The organism is Streptomyces sp. NPDC091412, assembly GCF_044756885.1.
Taxonomy (GTDB): domain Bacteria; phylum Actinomycetota; class Actinomycetes; order Streptomycetales; family Streptomycetaceae; genus Streptomyces.
Genome location: NZ_JBIVTV010000007.1, coordinates 183,364 through 200,820 on the forward strand (window position 1 = coordinate 183,364; position 17,457 = coordinate 200,820).

Annotated in this window: 16 protein-coding genes and 1 pseudogene; 8 read left to right on the plus strand and 9 right to left on the minus strand. The window is 71.6% G+C overall.

The window, feature by feature from the left end; translation table 11 throughout:
• Positions 1–3 precede the first annotated feature (3 nt).
• Together ACIQMV_RS19985 and ACIQMV_RS19990 are read right to left on the minus strand one after the other, a co-directional pair.
• On the minus strand, positions 4–474 hold the full coding sequence (locus tag ACIQMV_RS19985; protein ID WP_402594295.1) for a cation:proton antiporter regulatory subunit: 471 nt from the start codon (positions 472–474) through the stop codon (positions 4–6).
• A 165-nt stretch (positions 475–639) separates the two neighbouring features.
• On the minus strand, positions 640–1,278 hold the full coding sequence (locus ACIQMV_RS19990) for an HD domain-containing protein (protein ID WP_402594297.1): 639 nt from the start codon (positions 1,276–1,278) through the stop codon (positions 640–642).
• A gap of 115 nt (positions 1,279–1,393) precedes the next feature.
• On the opposite strand from ACIQMV_RS19990, the gene ACIQMV_RS19995 reads away from it, so the two are divergent.
• Complete coding sequence (locus ACIQMV_RS19995) at positions 1,394–2,353, plus strand: GlxA family transcriptional regulator (protein WP_402594299.1); 960 nt, start codon at positions 1,394–1,396, stop codon at positions 2,351–2,353.
• Between the two features lie 6 nt (positions 2,354–2,359).
• Here the strand turns inward: ACIQMV_RS19995 and ACIQMV_RS20000 are convergent, their stop codons facing one another.
• Genes ACIQMV_RS20000 through ACIQMV_RS20010 form a run of 3 tightly spaced genes read right to left on the minus strand, consistent with a single transcriptional unit; the run spans position 2,360 to position 5,307 of the window.
• The gene (locus ACIQMV_RS20000; RefSeq protein WP_402594301.1) at positions 2,360–3,229 is read right to left on the minus strand and encodes an alpha/beta fold hydrolase; all 870 of its coding nucleotides are present in this window, start codon (positions 3,227–3,229) and stop codon (positions 2,360–2,362) included.
• Positions 3,230–3,286: 57 nt separating this feature from the next.
• Positions 3,287–4,654, minus strand: a complete 1,368-nt coding sequence (locus ACIQMV_RS20005; RefSeq protein ID WP_402594303.1) for an MFS transporter — start codon at positions 4,652–4,654, stop codon at positions 3,287–3,289.
• On the minus strand, positions 4,651–5,307 hold the full coding sequence (locus ACIQMV_RS20010; protein WP_402594305.1) for a TetR/AcrR family transcriptional regulator: 657 nt from the start codon (positions 5,305–5,307) through the stop codon (positions 4,651–4,653). The genes ACIQMV_RS20005 and ACIQMV_RS20010 overlap by 4 nt, the downstream gene beginning before the upstream one ends.
• 116 nt (positions 5,308–5,423) lie before the next feature.
• Here ACIQMV_RS20010 and ACIQMV_RS20015 point away from each other — a divergent pair, with 116 nt between their 5' ends.
• The 3 genes from ACIQMV_RS20015 (at position 5,424) to ACIQMV_RS20025 (ending at position 8,576) form a co-directional block, all read left to right on the plus strand.
• Positions 5,424–5,939 carry a CGNR zinc finger domain-containing protein gene (locus tag ACIQMV_RS20015; RefSeq protein WP_402594307.1) on the plus strand — a complete coding sequence of 172 codons (516 nt, stop codon included), beginning with the start codon at positions 5,424–5,426 and terminating at the stop codon, positions 5,937–5,939.
• A 183-nt stretch (positions 5,940–6,122) separates the two neighbouring features.
• Positions 6,123–7,328 carry an NAD(P)/FAD-dependent oxidoreductase gene (locus tag ACIQMV_RS20020; RefSeq protein ID WP_402594308.1) on the plus strand — a complete coding sequence of 402 codons (1,206 nt, stop codon included), beginning with the start codon at positions 6,123–6,125 and terminating at the stop codon, positions 7,326–7,328.
• A 351-nt stretch (positions 7,329–7,679) separates the two neighbouring features.
• Entirely contained in the window at positions 7,680–8,576 is an 897-nt protein-coding gene (locus ACIQMV_RS20025; protein WP_402594310.1) for an RNA polymerase sigma-70 factor, read from the plus strand.
• 107 nt (positions 8,577–8,683) lie between these two features.
• On the opposite strand, the gene rox is transcribed toward ACIQMV_RS20025, so the two are convergent.
• On the minus strand, positions 8,684–10,120 hold the full coding sequence (rox, locus tag ACIQMV_RS20030) for a rifampin monooxygenase (RefSeq protein WP_402594311.1): 1,437 nt from the start codon (positions 10,118–10,120) through the stop codon (positions 8,684–8,686).
• A gap of 393 nt (positions 10,121–10,513) precedes the next feature.
• Between rox and ACIQMV_RS20035 the strand changes: the two genes are divergently transcribed.
• The gene (locus tag ACIQMV_RS20035; protein WP_402594313.1) at positions 10,514–12,292 is read left to right on the plus strand and encodes an MOSC domain-containing protein; all 1,779 of its coding nucleotides are present in this window, start codon (positions 10,514–10,516) and stop codon (positions 12,290–12,292) included.
• Between the two features lie 10 nt (positions 12,293–12,302).
• Positions 12,303–13,545 (plus strand): annotated as a pseudogene (locus ACIQMV_RS20040) (hypothetical protein); the annotation flags it as partial.
• Here ACIQMV_RS20040 and ACIQMV_RS20045 read toward each other — a convergent pair.
• From ACIQMV_RS20045 to cynR, 3 genes are all read right to left on the minus strand, one after another.
• Positions 13,526–14,449 (minus strand): GNAT family N-acetyltransferase, encoded by a 924-nt coding sequence (locus ACIQMV_RS20045; RefSeq protein ID WP_402594490.1) that lies wholly within the window; start codon positions 14,447–14,449, stop codon positions 13,526–13,528. The pseudogene ACIQMV_RS20040 and the gene ACIQMV_RS20045 overlap by 20 nt on opposite strands.
• A gap of 197 nt (positions 14,450–14,646) precedes the next feature.
• Complete coding sequence (locus ACIQMV_RS20050) at positions 14,647–14,940, minus strand: SCO4225 family membrane protein (RefSeq protein ID WP_141367426.1); 294 nt, start codon at positions 14,938–14,940, stop codon at positions 14,647–14,649.
• Between the two features lie 230 nt (positions 14,941–15,170).
• Entirely contained in the window at positions 15,171–16,082 is a 912-nt protein-coding gene (gene cynR, locus ACIQMV_RS20055) for a transcriptional regulator CynR (protein WP_402594315.1), read from the minus strand.
• Between the two features lie 124 nt (positions 16,083–16,206).
• Here cynR and ACIQMV_RS20060 point away from each other — a divergent pair, with 124 nt between their 5' ends.
• Together ACIQMV_RS20060 and cynS are read left to right on the plus strand one after the other, a co-directional pair.
• Positions 16,207–16,800, plus strand: coding sequence for a carbonic anhydrase (locus tag ACIQMV_RS20060; RefSeq protein ID WP_402594317.1), 594 nt, complete (start codon positions 16,207–16,209; stop codon positions 16,798–16,800).
• Between the two features lie 120 nt (positions 16,801–16,920).
• A complete protein-coding gene (gene cynS / locus ACIQMV_RS20065) occupies positions 16,921–17,391 on the plus strand; it encodes a cyanase (RefSeq protein ID WP_141367420.1) in 471 nt (156 codons plus the stop codon).
• Positions 17,392–17,457 lie beyond the last annotated feature (66 nt).

Here is a 17,457-nt window from a genome sequence, read left to right on the forward strand (position 1 = left end):
CGATCACTCCCGTCCGAGAATCGCAGCGGCGGCATCGGCGCCCTCGCGCGTGCCGATCACGATCAGCGTGTCCCCGCCCGCGAGCCGGAGGTCCGGCCCGGGGGACGGGATCGCCTCGGCCCGCCGCAGCACCGCCACGATCGAGACGCCGGTCTCGGTGCGCATCCGGGTCTCACCCAGCAGCCGCCCGTTCCAGTGCGAGGTCGCCGACAGTTCGACGCGCTCCGCCACCAGCCCCAACTCGGTCGTCGACAGCAGGTTGGGGCTGTGATGCGACGGCATGAGGGCGTCGATGACGGCCGCCGCCTCCCCGGCGGTCAGCCGCACGGACAGAGCGCAGGCGTCGGGATCGTCCTCGCGGTACGCGCTCAGGGTCCGCGATCCGTCCCGGTGCGCGACCACGGACAGACGGCGCTGTTCTCGCGTGCTGAGGTCGTAGCGGACCCCGATTCCCGGCAACGGCGTACCACTCATGCGCGCAGCGCCCACAGTTGTTTCTCCCTGTCCGACTTGGCGGTTTCTTTAGGCAACCTTTAACGGCAGCCTATCGAGTTGTGTCCCGCGCAGGGAATTGCGGACGGTGTCAGCTGCGTCTCAATCGGGAGCGTCGGAGAGGGAATCCAGCGGGGGTGGAGCTGGTCATTCGGGCCAGTCGGAGTTCTTGATGACCTCGACGAAGTCGGTGCGCCGGAAGCCGGGTACGAAGTATGCCAGGACGTCGGCCTTGACGTTCCCGAAGGTCGTATCGGGGCGTTCCTCGATGCCTTCGGTGAACGCGGCGAGGATCCGGTTCTTGAAATCCGGGCGCGGGTGCGCGGAGACGACCGCAGCGCGCTCCTCGTCGGAGACCATGTGATAGCCGATGCCCAGGACGTCCAGTTCCACCCCGCGGGTCACCAGGGCGATCTCGGGTGCCATGTGCAGCGGGATCTCCGGGGTGGTGTGCAGGGCGATGCTCGTCCAGACGCGGTCGGCCGGCTCGCCGGTGATGCCGTGGGCGTGCAGAAAGCGGCGGGCCTCGTCGGCGCCGTCGATCTCGAAGCGCTGGTCGGTGCGACGCATACGCTTCGTGAGCCCGAGGTCGTGGAACATCGCGCCCACGTACAGCAGTTCGGGGTCGAAGTCGAGCCGCTGCTCCCGGCCGCGCAGCGATCCCCACAGGAAGACCCGCCGGGAGTGGTGGAAGAGCAGCGGCGGGGCGACGTCGCGGACCAGTTCGGTCGCCTCCCGTACCAGGGTGGTGTCAGGGATCCGCACTCCTGCGATCACTTCGTTCATCGTTCGTCCGCCTTTCTGGCTCGGCCTTGTCCGGATCGGTGATCCGCCTCCAGGGTTCACCGGACGACGTAGGCTGGGCCATGTCTTTGCTGCCAGGAGAACCACTGATTCGGACATGACGCATCGGGTTGGCTTCGTCGTCTTCGAGGGGGTGACCATGCTCGACGTCAGCGGTCCGTCGGAGGTTCTGCATCAGGCGGGTCGGCTCGCTCCCGGCTATGAGCTGGTGCTGGTCTCCCCGCGGGGCGGGACGGTCACCACCTCCGCCGGACTGGCACTGACCGGTACGGTCCGGGCGGCCGACGCGGGCCAGGTCGACACGGTCATGGTCGCCGGAGGCGACCGGCTGGCCCAGCAGCCGATCGAGGACGAACTGCTGACCGCGACCCGCGCCGTCACCGCGCGGGCGCCACGGGTCGCCTCGGTGTGCACCGGCGCCTTCGTCCTGGCCGAACTGGGCCTGCTGGACGGCCGCCGCGCGACGACGCACTGGCGGCACGCGGCCGTGTTCGCCCGCCGCTACCCCCGTGTGCGCGTCGAACCGGACGCCATGCACATCCGCGACGGGCGGTACGTCACCTCCGCGGGCATCAGCGCGGGCATCGATCTGACGCTCGCCCTGGTGGAGGACGACCACGGCGCCGACGTGGCGAGGAACGTCGCGCGTGAACTGGTCGTCTTCATGCAACGTCCGGGCGGGCAGTCGCAGTTCTCCACGGCCATCACGACCCCGCCTCCCCGCGGTGACCTGCTCCGCCCGCTGATCGCGTCCGTGCTCGCCGATCCGGCCGCCGACCACAGCCTGCCCGCCATGGCCGCGTCCGTCGCCGTCAGCCCTCGGCATCTGGCCCGGCTGTTCCGCGCCGAACTGGGCACCACGCCCGCACGCTGGGTCGAGCGGGTCCGCCTCGACCGCGCCCAGCAGTTGCTGCTCGAAGGCCACAGCGTGACCTCGGCCGCTCACCACAGCGGGCTCGGCACGGACGAGACCCTCCGCCGCGCCTTCGCCCGCCATCTGGGCACCACGCCGACCCACTACCGGAGACGCTTCGCCACCACCCGCGAACAGCGGTAGTCCGCGTCAGGCGAGGACGCGGGCGAGGAAGTCGCGGATGTGCCCGGTGATGGCGTCGAGGTGGCTTTCCAGAGCGAAGTGCCCGGACTCGATCAGGTGGATCTCGGCATCGGGCAGGTCCCGGCCGAACGCCGTGGCGCCGTCGGGGCCGAAGATCTCGTCGTTGGCTCCCCAGACCGCCAGCAGCGGGACCCGGGAGTCGCGGAAGTACCGCTGGACCTCGGGGTAGAGGTCCACGTTGGAGGGGTAGTCGCGGAAGAGCCGGAGCTGGATCTCGTCGTTGCCCGGCCGGTCCAGCAGGGCCTGGTCGTGGACCCAGTTGTCGGGGCTGACCAGGGTGCGGTCGGCGACCCCGTTGACGTACTGCCAGCGGGTGACATCGGGCGTCAGGGCGCCTCGCATGGAGGCTTCGGTGGCCGGCCCGGGTGTCTTGGCGTAGGCGAAGACACCGTCCCAGAAGGGCTTGACGAAGCCTTCCTCGTAGGCGTTGCCGTTCTGGGTGATGATCGCGGTGACGCGGTCCGGGGCCTGCAGGGCGAGGCGCCATCCGATGGGGGCGCCGTAGTCCTGCACGTACATCGCGAACCGGTCGACGCCCAGTTGCCGGAGCAGCCCTGAGGTGATCTCGGTGAGGGCGTCGAAGGTGTACGGGAAGTCCTGCGGGGAGGGCATCGCCGACTGGCCGAACCCGATGTGGTCGGGGGCGATCACGCGGTACCGGTCCGCGAGCGCCGGGATCAGGTGGCGGAACATGTGCGAGCTGGTCGGAAAGCCGTGCAGGAGCACGACCGCGGGCGCCTGGGGATCACCGGCTTCCCGGTGGAAGACCTCGAGACCGTTGACGGTGGCCGTGCGGTGATGGACTGCGTGGACCATGCCTCTCACCCATCTCTCGAACGTCAGTGGTGATGTATCCAGTCGAACACCTTCCACCTAACCAGTCAAGACGCTTTTACTGGTTAGGTCATGGCGGGGCAGCCGCCAGGCGGGCAGCAGACCGAGGGCGGTGAGCGCGGCCAGGGCCGGCAGGGCGGAACTCATCGTCGAAACGGCGGACCCGGTCGCGCCGGCCGCGACGGCGATACCGAGGGTCGGTCCGATGTTCATGGCGGTCTGCTTGAGCCCGCCGACAACCCCCGCGTACCCCGGCGGCGCGTCGCCGACGACGGTCCCGGTGGCGGTGACCATCACCGTGGCGAACCCGGCACCGATGACGGCGAAGGCCGCGCCCATGACCATCCACGGACCGGTCGCATCGAGCCGTGACAGCCCGGCGATGCCGGCCACGACGAGGCCCGTGCCGGCGATCGCGGTGCGCCGCGCACCGTACCGGCGCAGCGCGACGTCCGCGACGGGTGAGCCGAGGACCATGAACACGGTCAGCGGAAGGACGCGCAGACCGCAGGTGAGCGGATCGAGGCCAAGTGCGTCCTGGAGATGGAACGTGACCCTGAACAGCGTGCCGAACAGGCCGGCGGAGGTGACCAGCAGGATGGCCATCGAGGCCGTCACGGGTACGGACCGCGCCACGGCAGGCGGGACGATCGGGTGTGTGGCGCGCCGCTCGTGCCGGACGAGCAGCGCCACGACGCCTGCGACGGCGAGGAGTTCGAGCAGCGTCGTCGCCGCGGTCCACCCCCGCGCGGGCACGCCGGCCAGGGCGTGCACCAGGACCGCGAGCGCGATCGCGAGCAGGCCCGCGCCGGGGAGGTTGAGCCGCGAGGAGCCGGCACGTTCGAGTGGCGGCGTCCGCACGGCGAGGACGAGAGCGGCGATGACGCACGCGACGGGCACGTTGACCCAGAACACGGCACGCCAGCCCCAGTGCGCCACGAGTACACCGCCGAGGAGGGGACCGGACCCCGCGGCGACCGCGATCGCACTGGTGCGCACGGCGATCGCCGTGCCGAGCCGTTCCGAGGGATACGTCAGCCGCAGCAGCGCCAGCGTCGCGGGTTGCAGGAGCGCGCCGAACCCGCCCTGCACCACGCGCAGGACCACCACCCAGCCGACGGACGGCGCGAGCGCGATCCCGGCCGAGGCGGCCCCGAAACCGAGGACGCCGACGAACAGCAGGCGCGGATGTCCGTACCGGTCCCCGAGGCGCCCGGCGATCACGAGTAACGCGGCCACCGCGACCAGATAGCCGGTGCTCGTCCACTGGATCCGCGCCATGCTCGCGCCGAGATCACGCTGGAGGCTGGGCTGCGCCACGAGCAGGATGGTCCCGTCCAGCGCGACGATCACCGCGCCGGCCACGCTGACCAGAAGCGCGAGCCGCCGCTGGAAGGGGGCGGTCACGACGCCACCGGGCCGAGGTGGGCGGCCAGGACGGCCGCGATGAGCCGGTCGCACTGGTCGTCAGCGGGACCTCCGTCCAACGGCGGGTCCCCGAGGGCCAGTTGCAGGCTGCCCCAGGACCACAGCTGGGCTGTTCCGTGCAGGTTCGACCACAGGGCGGCGGCGGTCACGGCAGGCGGCGGTGCGGTCTCGTCCGACTCGTCGGCGCCGTGCGCGGCATCCCGCTCCGATCGGCACCGGGCGACGAGTTGGGTGATGCGCGCGAACAGCGGGAGGGTCGTCCGGCGCAGCCGCGGCTGGTCCGGTGCCTGCGGCCCGCTGTCGAGCAGGTCGTGCCGGAACATCAGCTCGAACATGCCGCGGCGCTCCAGCGCGTACCCGACGTACACCCGCGCGACGGCCTCCAACTGGGCGCGCGGTGTGGTCACCCCGGCGACCGCGGCCTCGAACCGGGCGCCGAGGTCCTCGAAGCCGCGAAGGGCGATGGCGGACAGCAGCGCGTGGTGCGTGGGGAAGTAACGGCGCGGCGCCCCGTGCGACACCCCCGCCCGGCGGGCCGTTTCCCGCAGGCCCACGGACGCGGAGCCCTCGGTGAGCACAAGATCCACCCCGGCGTCGATCAGCCGCTCCCGCAGGGAGCCCTCTTCACTCATAGACACTGTCTATCAGGCGGCGTAGACAGTGTCTACTCACCGTGGCCGGTCGACGACTGGTCGACGTGATGCTTGCGTGTAACCTGTCAAGCGAGCCGATTCGGTTAGGGAGTGCGATGGCGACCGAGCGGGAGCGGCAGGACGCGCTGCTGGAACTCCTCAACAGCACGCCGGTGGTCAACGGTGTCGTCCAGGACCGGCTGGCGGACCCGGAGGCGGCCAGGTCCTGGCAGCAGACCCACGGCGGCAGCGGAACCGAGGACGAGCTGCGCGGCCTCGTGCAGGCGCGGGACGCCCTCCAGGACGTGGTGCGCGGCATCCGGCCCGCCACGTCGCTGGCCCCGCTCCTGAAGGGCGTCACCTCCCGCCCGCGCATCTCGCCCGCGGGGGTGTCGTGGGAGCTGGACCCCCCTCCGGAGCGCCGGATGGCGGTGGAAGCGGTCCTGGCGTGGAGCGCGCTTCAGCGGACGATCCCCGGGCGGCTGCGGCCGTGCGCCAACCCCGAGTGCCGACGCTTCCTCATCGACCGCAGCAAGACCAACAAGGCCCGCTGGTGCTCGATGGCCGTCTGCGGCAACCGTATGAAGGCACGGCGCCACTACCAGCGCACTCGCGACGCCGCAGCCGAGTAGCACCGGCTCGCCCGCGCGCCGAGCGGCTCGGATCCCGACGCCTGCCGCCCGCCGCCCGTCCGCGGCTTCACTCGCGTGTCCCGGAGCGGCCCCACGTCCGCGCAGTGATCCGCCTCACATGCTGTCACAGCGGTCCATCACGCGGTGTCTTGAGGCCGAACCCCTGGAAACGGAGGAGACACCATGGTGGAGAACACGGACGTCGTCGTGATCGGTGGCGGATACGCCGGCGTCATGGCCGCCAACCGCCTGACGCGGCGCGACGACGTGACGGTGACGCTGATCAACCCGCGCCCGACTTTCGTCCATCGGATCCGCCTGCACCAACTGGTGGGCGGAACCGACGACGCCGTCGTCGACTACCGGGACGTCCTGGCCGACGGCGTCCGGCTGGTGGTCGACTCGGCGACACGGATCGACGCGGCCACGCGCCGCGTGACGCTGGCGGCCGGCGGCACGGTCGGCTACGACTACCTGATCTACGCGGTGGGCAGTGGCAGCGCCGACCCGCGCGTGCCCGGTGCGGCCGAGTTCGCCCACCCGATCGCCACCCTGGAGGAGGCGCAGCGGCTGCGGCCGATCGTCGACGCCGCCCCCGCGACGGACGCCGTGACGGTCGTCGGAGCGGGTCCCACCGGCATCGAGACCGCCGCCGAGCTGGCGGAGGCCGGCCGCACCGTGACCCTGGTCTGCGGTGGGGTGCTCGGCCCGTACCTGCACCCCCGGGGCCGACGCTCGGTGGCGGGGCGGCTGGCGGCGCTGGGCGTGACCGTGCTCGACGGTCCCGGCACGGAGGTGACGGCCGTGACCCGCGATGCCGTACGGCTCGGTGACGGCCGCGAGCTGCCGAGCCGGGTGACCGTCTGGACCGCAGGCTTCGGCGTGCCGGACCTGGCCGCGCGCAGCGGGCTGAGCACCGACGCCCTGGGCCGCCTGCTCACGGACGAGACGCTGACGAGCGTGGACGACGAGCGTGTCGTCGCGGCCGGGGACTCGGCGGCCCCGTCGGACCTGCCGTTGCGAATGAGCTGCCAGGCCGCGATTCCTCTGGGCGCGCGGGCCGCCGACACGGTGCTCAGCCGGATCACGGGCGAGCGGCCCTCGGCCCTCAACCAGGTGTTCGCCGGCCAGTGCATCAGCCTGGGCCGACGCGCCGGCATCTTCCAGTTCGCCCACAGGCACGACGTCGCGCTGTGGTTCCACATCGGCGGTCGCGCCGGCGCGAAGGTCAAGGAGTTCGTGTGCAGGGGCATCGTCAAGCACCTGGCCGACGAGGCACGCGAGCCCGGTTCGTACGGCCTGCACCGCGTCTCGGGAGGCGCCAAGCGCCAGGAGCTGCTGGAGGGCCGGCGCGGCGAGGCGCCGGCTACCGGCGCACGGGCAGCCTAGTGCTGTGACCGGAAAGGTTCACCGGCTCGCGACGCCCGGCACGGCACTCCCCCAGCCTTCGGCCGGGGGTACCCCCACGCCGCGTTGTCGCATCACCCGAGTACATCCCGTACGCGGGCCATGCTCCGCCTTGCGAGGCTCCCCCACTGCCCGAAGGGCGTGGGAGGTGCCCCCAGCACCGGACGCCGCGAGCTTCCCGGCAAACCTTCCCGGCCACAGCACCAGTCAGGCACATGTGGGCACCGAACAGGGCCGGCCGGATCGTACGGCCACCGACGCAAAGGTCCGTGCTGTGCACGCACGCTTGAACGCCCCCGTGACAAGGCCGTCCGCAAAGGAGAGGGTCGACGCATGAGCGACCACGCCACTGACCTCGCGACCGAGGCGTTCATCGCCCACCGCAACCTGCTCTTCACCGTCGCCTACGAGATGCTCGGATCGGCTGCCGACGCCGAGGACGTCCTCCAGGAGACCTGGCTGCGGTGGGTCGATGTCGACTTGGCGCAGGTGCGCGACCAACGCGCCTATCTGGTCCGGATCACGACCCGGCAGTCGCTCAACCGGCTGCGCGCGATGAAGCGCCGCAAGGAGGCGTACGTCGGCCCCTGGCTGCCCGAGCCGCTGCTCACCGCGCCGGACGTGGCCCAGGACGTCGAACTCGCCGAGAGCGTGTCGATGGCGCTGATGCTGGTCCTCGAGACGCTGTCGCCGACGGAGCGCGCCGTCTTCGTACTGCGCGAGGTCTTCGAGGTCGGCTACGACGAGATCGCGGCGGCCGTCGACAAGAGCCCCGCGGCCGTCCGCCAGATCGCGCACCGCGCTCGCCGGCACGTGGACGCCCGCCGCCCGCGCAAGGTGGTCTCCCCCGGCGAGACCCGGGCGGCCCTGGAGTCGTTCCAGCGCGCGTTCGAGACCGGGGACCTGCAGGGACTCCTCGACGTGCTCGCCCCCGAGGTCGTCCTGATGAGCGACGGCGGCGGCGTCAAGCAGGCAGCGCTGCGGCCGGTCGTCGGCGCCGAGAAGGTGGTCCGCATGTTCGTCGGCGGTGCCGGAAAGGTCCAGGGCAGGCTCACCATCGACCCCACGCTGGTCAACGGCGGCCCGGCGCTCTTCGTACGCCTGGACGGCGAGATCGACGGCATCATGGCGGCCCGTGTCGAGGACGCCCGCATCACCGGCCTCTACTACGTCCGCAACCCGGAGAAGCTGTCCCGCGTGGAATCCGAGACGCCGCTCACCCTGCGCTGAAGACCGGTGGGCGACAGCCACGCCAGGTGGCATCAGGCCGGGGGACGACGGCTCGGGCGTCGTCCCCCCGCCTCCAGGATCAGCGCAATCATGTCGGCGCGCGCGGCTCAACCGGCGGACGCGCCGAACCACTTGGGCAGCCGGCTGAGCAGATCCCGCTGTGCCTCACCGACCCACGCCACATGGCCGTCGGGCCGCAGCAGTACCGCGGGCGCGTCCAACTCCTCGCCGACGTCCACGACATGATCGACCCGGTCCGCCCAACCGGCCACCGAAAGACGGCCGGTCCGGTCGAGCAGCAGCCCGCGTCCACCGTGCATCAGGTCGTAGAGGCGCCCCCGCTTCAGCCGCACGTCCCGCAGCCGCCGGCCGAGCAGTTCGTGGCCCTCACCGAAGTCGTAGCGAACCTCGACCGCGGTGATGATCCCGGTCACGTACCGGTTCACCTCCTCGAAGTCCATCAGCTTCGAGAACAGCTCCCGCAGCGCGGTCGCACCCGGATCGGTCCCCAGCAGGGTCATCTGCGCGCGGGTGTTGTCCAGCACCCGGGCGCCGACCGGGTGCCGTTCGGCGTGGTAACTGTCCAACAGCCCTTCCGGCGCCCAGCCGTTGACCTCGGCGGCCAGCTTCCAGCCCAGGTTGAACGCGTCCTGCACGCCCAGGTTGAGTCCCTGCCCGCCGGTCGGCGGGTGGATGTGCGCCGCGTCGCCGGCCAGCAGTACCCGGCCCACCCGGTAGCGCTCGGCCTGCCGCGTGGCGTCGCCGAACCGGGACAGCCAGCGCGGCGAGTGCGCCCCGAAGTCGGTTCCCGCGACCGCCCGGAGCTGCTTCTTGAACTCGTCGAGGGTCGGCGCGGTCGCGCGGTCCTCGGCCACGCCGTCCGCGGGCACGCCGATGCGGTACACCCCCGCGTGCCCGTCCACATCGGGAATGGCACCGAACCGCAGTTGTGTCCTGCGGACCTCCGTGACGACGGCGGCGATCGTCGCCGGATCCTCGGTCACCTCCATGTCGCCCAGCAGGGTCTCGATCTTGGCGGGCTCGCCGGGGAAGCCGACGCCGAGCAGTTTGCGCACGGTGCTGCGGCCGCCGTCGCAGCCGACGAGGTAGCGCGAGCGCAGGTGCGTGCCGTCGGCCAGTCCGACGGTCACCGCGTCCTCGTCCTGGCTCAGCCCGACCACTTCGTGTCCGCGCCGGATCTCGGCTCCGAGTTCGAGGGCGTGCTCGTTGAGCAGCCGCTCGGTGACCGGCTGCGGGACGGCGAGGCCGTACGGGTGTGCCGTGTCCAGCCGCTCCGGCCACGGCTTGTGGATGCCGCCGAAGAAACCGCCGGACCGGAACTTCTCACTGACCGCGAGGAACCGGTCCAGCAGACCGCGCTGGTCCATCATCTCGACGCTGCGCGTGTGCAGGCCGCGCCCGCGGGACTGCCCGGTCGGCTCGGTCAGCTTCTCCAGCACGACCACGTGCACACCGTGCAGCCGCAACTCGCCGGCCAGCATCAAGCCGGTGGGTCCGCCGCCGGCCACGATCACGTCAATCATCAAAACGCCCGTTCAAGGAGATGGGATTCCGCCGGCCGCCCGCCCCGCGCGATCCAGCGGCGCGCACACCCGCATGCTGACAAAGTGCACGTACTTAGCGAATCACTTGTTTCCGCGGATTCTGGCCTCGAGTGGAGATTCTGCGGCACGACCAGGGTCTTGCCGCAAGGCCCCTGGTGCGCTATAGGTTGAAAGTGGCAAGGAGTGAGTGCTCCTTGCCTTTGTCTTTGGCTGTGCCCTTCGCTGTCCACCGCGGACGAACGCGCCCCGTCCACCGTGGACGAACGCGCCCCCTGCCGGCCCAAGAACTAGGATCGATCCCAGCGCACAGATCACAGCGCCATGAGGGGCTGCTCCGGCCGCCCCGGCCGACCACCCCGCAGGAGGTCCGCGATGGCGACGCTGCTGTCCGTCAACGTGGGGATGCCCACCGACGTCTCATGGCAGGGAAGGACCGTTCACACCGGAGCCTGGAAGACCCCCGTCGAGGGTCCCCGCATGGTCCGGCGGCTCAACGTCGACGGAGACGGCCAAGGAGATCTGGCCGGGCACGGCGGCGAGATTCGTGCCGTCCTCGTCTACCAGTCGGAGTCCTACCGGTACTGGCGAAAGCAGCTCGGGCGCGACGACCTGGCCTTCGGGATGTTCGGGGAGAACTTCACCGTCGACGGACTGCCCGACGACGAAGTGCGCATCGGCGACCGGTACCGCATCGGCGAGGCCGAATTCGAGGTCACCCAGCCCCGCGTCACCTGCTACCGCGTCGGCATGCGCCTCGGCGAGCCCACCATGGCGTCCCTGCTGGTCGCCCACCACCGCCCCGGCTTCTACCTGCGCGTGCTCACCGAGGGGCACGTCCAGGCCGGCGACGAGATCACCCTCACCCGCAAGGGTCCCGGGGAACTCAGCGTCGCCGACACCGACGCGCTGCTCTACCTCCCCGACCGCGACCCCGCGAAGCTGCGCAAGGCGCTGAACATCCCCGCCCTCAGCCCCGGATGGCAGCAGTCCTTCCGCGAACTCGCCGCGGCCCAGCAGCCCACACAAGAACCTGGATGGCCGGGCGAACGCGCGAGCACCCAGCAGTCCAGGCAAGAGCCGGGGTGGCCGGGCTTCAGGGCCATGCGCGTCGCCCGCATCGTCCCCGAGACCCCCGACGTCTCGTCCATCTACCTCGACAGCGCCGACGGCACACCCCTGCCCGAGGCCCTCCCCGGCCAGTACCTCTCCATCCGGCTCGCCGTCGGCGACACCGTCCCCACGGTGCGCAGCTACTCCCTGTCCTCCGCGGCCACCGCGGCCACCGCGGCCACCGCCCACACCTACCGCATCAGCGTCAAGCACGAATCCTGTGGGAAGGTCAGCGGCTACATCCATGCCACGCTGCGCTCCGGGGACCTCGTGGACATCGCAAGTCCCCGAGGAACGTTCGTACTCGAAGCAGGCACCCGCCCGATCGCCCTCATCTCCGCGGGGATCGGCGCGACTCCCGTACTCGCCATGCTCCACCGGCTCGCGTCCGCGCGGGACCCGCGCCCCGTCTGGTGGATCCACACCGCGCACGACCGCGTCCACCATGCGTTCGCGGCCGAGACCCACGCCCTCCTGGCACAACTCCCCGACGCCCACGAGCACATCTACTACACCTCCGACACCCCGCCCCCGGGCGAGCACCACATCACCCGGGGCCGCCCGACCGCTCCGGCGCTCGCGGCCCTGGACATCCCCACCGACGCGGACGCCTACCTCTGCGGGCCCACCGCCTTCATGAAGGACCTCGGCGGTTACCTGCGCGATCACGGTCTGCGCGCGGAGCGGATCCACACGGAACAGTTCAGCGCCCTTCCCGCCATCAACCCCGGCGTCACGCCCACCGCCGCCGTCCGGCCGCACCAGCCGCCCGGCCCCAAGGGCACCGGCCCCCTCATCACCTTCGCCCGCAGCGGCGTCAGCACCCCGTGGTCACCGTCCCACGCCTCGCTGCTCGACCTCGCCGAAGCCTGCGACATCCCCACCCGCTGGTCCTGCCGCTCCGGCGTCTGCCACACCTGCGTCACCCACCTCATGGCGGGCGACGTCACCTACACCACCCCGCCCCTCGAACTCCCCGAAGCCGGCACCGTCCTCGTCTGTTGCAGCCGACCGACCACCGAAGTCGTCCTCGACCTCTAGTCATGCCCGGCGTCGCGACGCGCCTGATCTGCTCCGCTGGCACATGCCCAGGATCGCCCCCGATGGGCGGCTGCGGCCCGGCCTCACCATCTCCCTCGCGCATTACCGGAGTTCCGGCCGCGCGCCACTGCAACTGGTGGTGCGGACGCCACCGGCCCGGGCGGACGCCGGGCAGTGGATGTCCCTGGCCCTGTGGGAGGGGTCCGACAACGAAGCCTCCAGGCAGCACCTCCCGCACCCGCACCCGCACCCCGACCGGCGTTTCCGGCTCGACCTGCACCGGCATCTCTGGGACTCCGGGCGGAGTGGGGAACTGGCACGGCGGTGCGGTGCATCCTCGATGACACCGCCCGGCCTGCCCATCGTCCACGATTCCCCGTGGGCGGAGGCTGGTTGGGCTGCCGAGGCGGAGTTGCTGTTGCGGGCCGAACGGCGCCCCCGCGGGGCCTTCACGGTGCGGCTCGGCGCGCGGAGCCGCACCGTGCTCGAACTCGTGGCCCCCGACGACAGTCACGCCCCGACGTTCCGGCCACTGCGGGAGGCGCTGCCGCCGCAGGAGGTCGCGGCGCTTCCGGTGCTGCCGGAGGCGGCCGCCCGGGTCCTGCCGGATCTGGAGCTGCTGGGCGCCGGGCTGCTCGCGGCCGAGCGACTGCATCCGCTCGTCGCCGCGGTACTGGCGACGTGCGGCTCGGTACCGGTGGCCGGTGCCCGTCCCGAGCCCGGCGATCCGCACCGGGTGGAATGCCGCGGCGAGGTCCCGGATCGCGCTGCGGGACGGGGTGCTGACGGCCGTCGACCACGATCCGGCCCAACTGCGCCGGGAGGAGCTGCTGGTGGCGCTCGGCGGGCCCGCGCTGCCGTGCCTGCGGGCGATCGACACGGTGCACCGCAGTCCGGAGGCGCTTCCGGCGGTCCGGGAACGGCTCGGTCACGGTGACGTCGCCGGGGCGCTGGCCGTGGTCGAGGGACTGCTCGGCCCCGCCGCGGTCCTGCGCGACGGGCCGCTCCGGGAGGAACTGGAGTCGGCCGCGGCCCGCCGCATCGACCACGGGCTCTTCCGCTCGGGGCTCTTCGCCACGCACCCCGGTGCCGGTGCGGCCGGGGACGGGAACGCCTCGGGCGTGGGACGGGCGGAGGCAGGCCACCCCGCCGCGCTGGGCGCATGTCGTCTCCATCGGCTGAGCGAGCCGGACGAGTGGGGCGGGGGCACCCTCGTAGGTGCCCCCGCCCAGGTCAGCTCCAGGTCATGTTGATCTCGCGTTCGAAATTGACGTAGCCGGCGCGGTGGAAGGCCTGCGCCATGGGGGTGTTGCCGAGGTCGGTGGACGCCCGGATGCGGGGGACGTCCTGCTCGGCGAGCACACGGGTGCCCTCGGCGAGGATGTCGTCGATGTAGCCCTTGCCGCGATGGGCGGGCAGGACCGCGATGTAGGCGAGGATGGGGTTGTAGCCGTTGTGGGCCGGGATGACGAATCCCACCGGCTCTCCGTGGGGCAGGGTCGCGACGCGCCACCAGTCCCGCGGGCTGGTGTAGCGGGCGAGTTCGCCCTCGTAGTGCTTGACGGCCGCTTCGTGGGTGGACATCCGGGTCAGGTCGTTCCGGCCGTGTGCGTCCAGCGTCCCGTCCAGGACCGAGGTCATCAGGTCAACGAGTTCCCCGGCGTCGTGGACGGGTCGGAACGCGAGGCGCCCGCCGGGCCCGGGGACGGGCGATTCGGGACGCCATTCCAGACGCAGCCGTTCGACGAAGAGCCGCGCGCCGGTGCGTTCCAGCACCGTCATGCGCTCCTCGACGCCTTGCCTGGTCAGCGCCTTCTCACGCCAGTCCGGCGGGATGAAGCGGCTGTACTCGGGGGGACGCGACCCGTCCGGGAGGGTGGCCGCCATCGCGGTGCGCAGAAGTCGCACCCCGATGTCCACACGATCGGGGCTCGGGATGCCGTCGTCGATGTCGAGGATGTCCAGGATCAGTGGTGCGTCGCCGCCTGGACGGCTCCACCAGGCCGCTCTGGCCAGCAGGCGGTCGCCGTGCATGGCGACCCACATCCATTCCGGGCGTCGGCGGCCGGCGGCGAGGTCGTCCGCCAGTTCCTCGTTGAGGCTGTAGGGCAGTCGGCGGAAGAGGTCGAGTTCTTCGCGTCCGGTGATCGGACGCATGGTCAGGTCGTTCTGAATCACGGTCAAGGCACGCTCCGGTGAAAGCGCCCGTCCGCTCCGGGGTCAGAGATGGCCGGCACCCCGGGAGGACTCGAGCGCGGAGATGATGGCGATCATGGGCTTGTCCCTCCTTTCGCTGTCGCGGTCCCCCACCCTCGTGGTGGGGGTTCGACTGTAGCGTGCAACCGCGCCTCGACTCACCTCACTTGTTTCCCCCGCAGCACCCTCCACAGCACCCAGGCCTGGACGAGACCCCCTGCTGTCAGGAGCAGGAGGTACACCCCGCCCGTGACCGGCAGTGCGGTGATCGGGACGGAGAGGGGCAGCGCCGCCCAGATGAGCCAGACACCCGAGAACCCCGGGTCGCCGAACAGGACGAGCGCCTCGATCCAGAGTGCCAACCCGACGATGGTCGCCGCGTAGCCGCCCGCGAGCCACGCCGCGACGCGCCCTCGCTCGTAGCCGGCCGGTCCCTGCAATGCCGCCGTCATGGTGCGTCTCCTCACTGCCGTGGCGGGGTCCACCGTGGATCGCCCGCGGTCCAAGGATCACGTCGGAGGGGACGGCCCGGCCTCGGTACGCCTACTCAGTTCTGCCTGAGTACGCCGCCCTTGGGTGACAAGTGCCCGGCGGTCCGAGGTGTGCGGTCCGGGCCGGCGTCCTTCGGAGCGGGGAGCGGGTCCGCCGCTCCTGTGCTGTACGGGACACCCGGCCCGGGACGTCACTGCGGGGCGTCGGTGTAGCCGCGGGCCCGGACGAGGTCCTGGGTGAGACGGGTGAAGGCGCGGGCGGCGGCGCTCTGGTAGCTGCTGCCGCGCCGCAGCAGCGTGACGGTGCGTGCGGGCAGGGCGGGTTCGAGGGGGACGGGGCGCAGGTGCGGGTGGTCGTGGGTGATGGCGTCGGGAAGCACGGTGGCGATCGGGGTGCGCCGCACGATCTCGACGAGGGCCTGGACGGAGTCGGCCTCCACCACGATGCGGGGTTGCACCCTGTGGGTCGCGAAGTGGGCGTCGATATGACTCCGGGTGGCGAAGTCGCCGTTCAGCAGCGCGAGTTGCTGATTGCTCAGCTCGTTGACCGGTAGCGGCCGGGACGGGCCCGCCCCCGGGTCGGTGGCGCCGGTGACGAGGCTCAGGGTCTCGGTGAACAGGGTCTGCGCCACGACGCCGGGAAGGTGGGAGCCGGAGAAGGCGATGCCGAGGTCGAGGTCGTCGGCGAGCAGGGCCGACTCGATACGGTCCTGGGTCATCTCCTTGACGTCCAAGGTGATGCCGGGATGGCGGGCGTGCATGTCGGCGACCAGGGGGCCCACCAGATAGGAGGTGAAGGTCGGCGTCGCCGCCAGGCGCAGGTGGCCCCGGGTCAGGTCCTGGACGTCCTGGACGGCACGCCGTCCGGCCTCCAGGTCCCGCAGGGCGCGGCGGGCGTGGCGCGCGTACGTCTCGCCGGCGTCGGTCAGTCGCACGGTGCGGCCGCTGCGGTCGAGGAGCGGCACCCCCACGGTCCGCTCCAGTTGCCGGACCTGCTGGGAGAGCGTGGGCTGGGAGATGCGCAGGTCTTCGGCGGCGCGGGTGAAGCTGCCGTGCTCGGCCACGGCGAGCAGGTAGCGCAGGTGACGCAGTTCCAGAGCCATGGGAACGATTATAGATACGGGCAATGGGAGACATGGGTACTGCGTCTTGGACTCTATAGGACCAGGTCATGCATGGTGGATTCACCGAGTCCGGCAGGCCGGAACCCAACGAAGGGAGTGACTCATGCGCGACCTCGCCCAGGGCGTCACGCGTTTCCAGCGGGACGTCCACCCCGCCAAGGCGGACCTGTTCGCCCACCTCGCCGAGAACCACACGCCGCACACGCTGTTCATCGGCTGCTCCGACGCCCGCGTCGTCCCGGAGCTGATCACGGCCAGCGAACCGGGCGAGCTGTTCGTCGTCCGCACCGCGGGCAACCTCGTCCCGTCCCACACGCCGGGCCCCGACGCCGTGGCGGCGGCCATCGAGTACGCCGTGGCCGTCCTCGGCGTGTCCGACATCGTGGTGTGCGGGCACTCCGGCTGCGGCGCCATGACGGCCCTCGCCGAGGCCCACGACCTGCGCGGGGTGCCGGCGGTCGCCCAGTGGCTGCGGCACGCGGACGCCTCCCGCGCCCGTACCGCCGTCCGCGGGGACGTCGCCGCCCTGGTGCGCCAGAACGTGCTCGCCCAGCTGGCGAACCTGGTCACCCACCCCTCGGTCGCCCGCGGTCTGACCGAAGGCGCCCTCACCCTGCACGGCTGGGTCTACGACATCGCCACCGGAGGCGTCGAGAACGTCGGCGCCGCACCGCAGGCGACCGCGTCCGCGGCCTGACGGCGGTCCGGCCCCACGGACCTCGGCCCCCCATCGCCCCGGCCTGCCACGTCGCAGTCGACCGGGTGCCCCCAGGGTGTCCCCCACCCCCTGATCTCTGAACCCCGAAAGGAACCCCTCATGCCGCACGCCCAGTTCGACCCCACCGCCCGGCAGGCCATCGCCATCACCGCCGTCGAGGCCAAGATCCGCAAGGACCTCACCTGGCAGCAGATCGCGGACGCGGCCGGCCTGTCGGTGGCCTTCACCACCGCCGCCGTGCTCGGCCAGCACGCCCTGCCCGAGCCGGCCGCCCAGGCCGTCGGCGAGCTGCTCGGCCTGGACGCCGACGCGGTCGCGCTGCTCCAGACGATCCCGACCCGGGGGTCGATCCCCGGCGGCATCCCGACGGACCCGACCATCTACCGCTTCTACGAGATGCTCCAGGTGTACGGCACCACGCTCAAGGCCCTGGTGCACGAGCAGTTCGGTGACGGCATCATCTCCGCGATCAACTTCAAGCTGGACGTGAAGAAGGTCGCCGACCCCGAGGGCGGCGAGCGTGCGGTGATCACCCTGGACGGCAAGTACCTGCCCACCAAGCCCTTCTGATCCGCCCCCATCGGAACGGCTCCGGGGCGGTGCGGGCCCGCCCGTCCGCCCCGGCTTCCTCCTCCT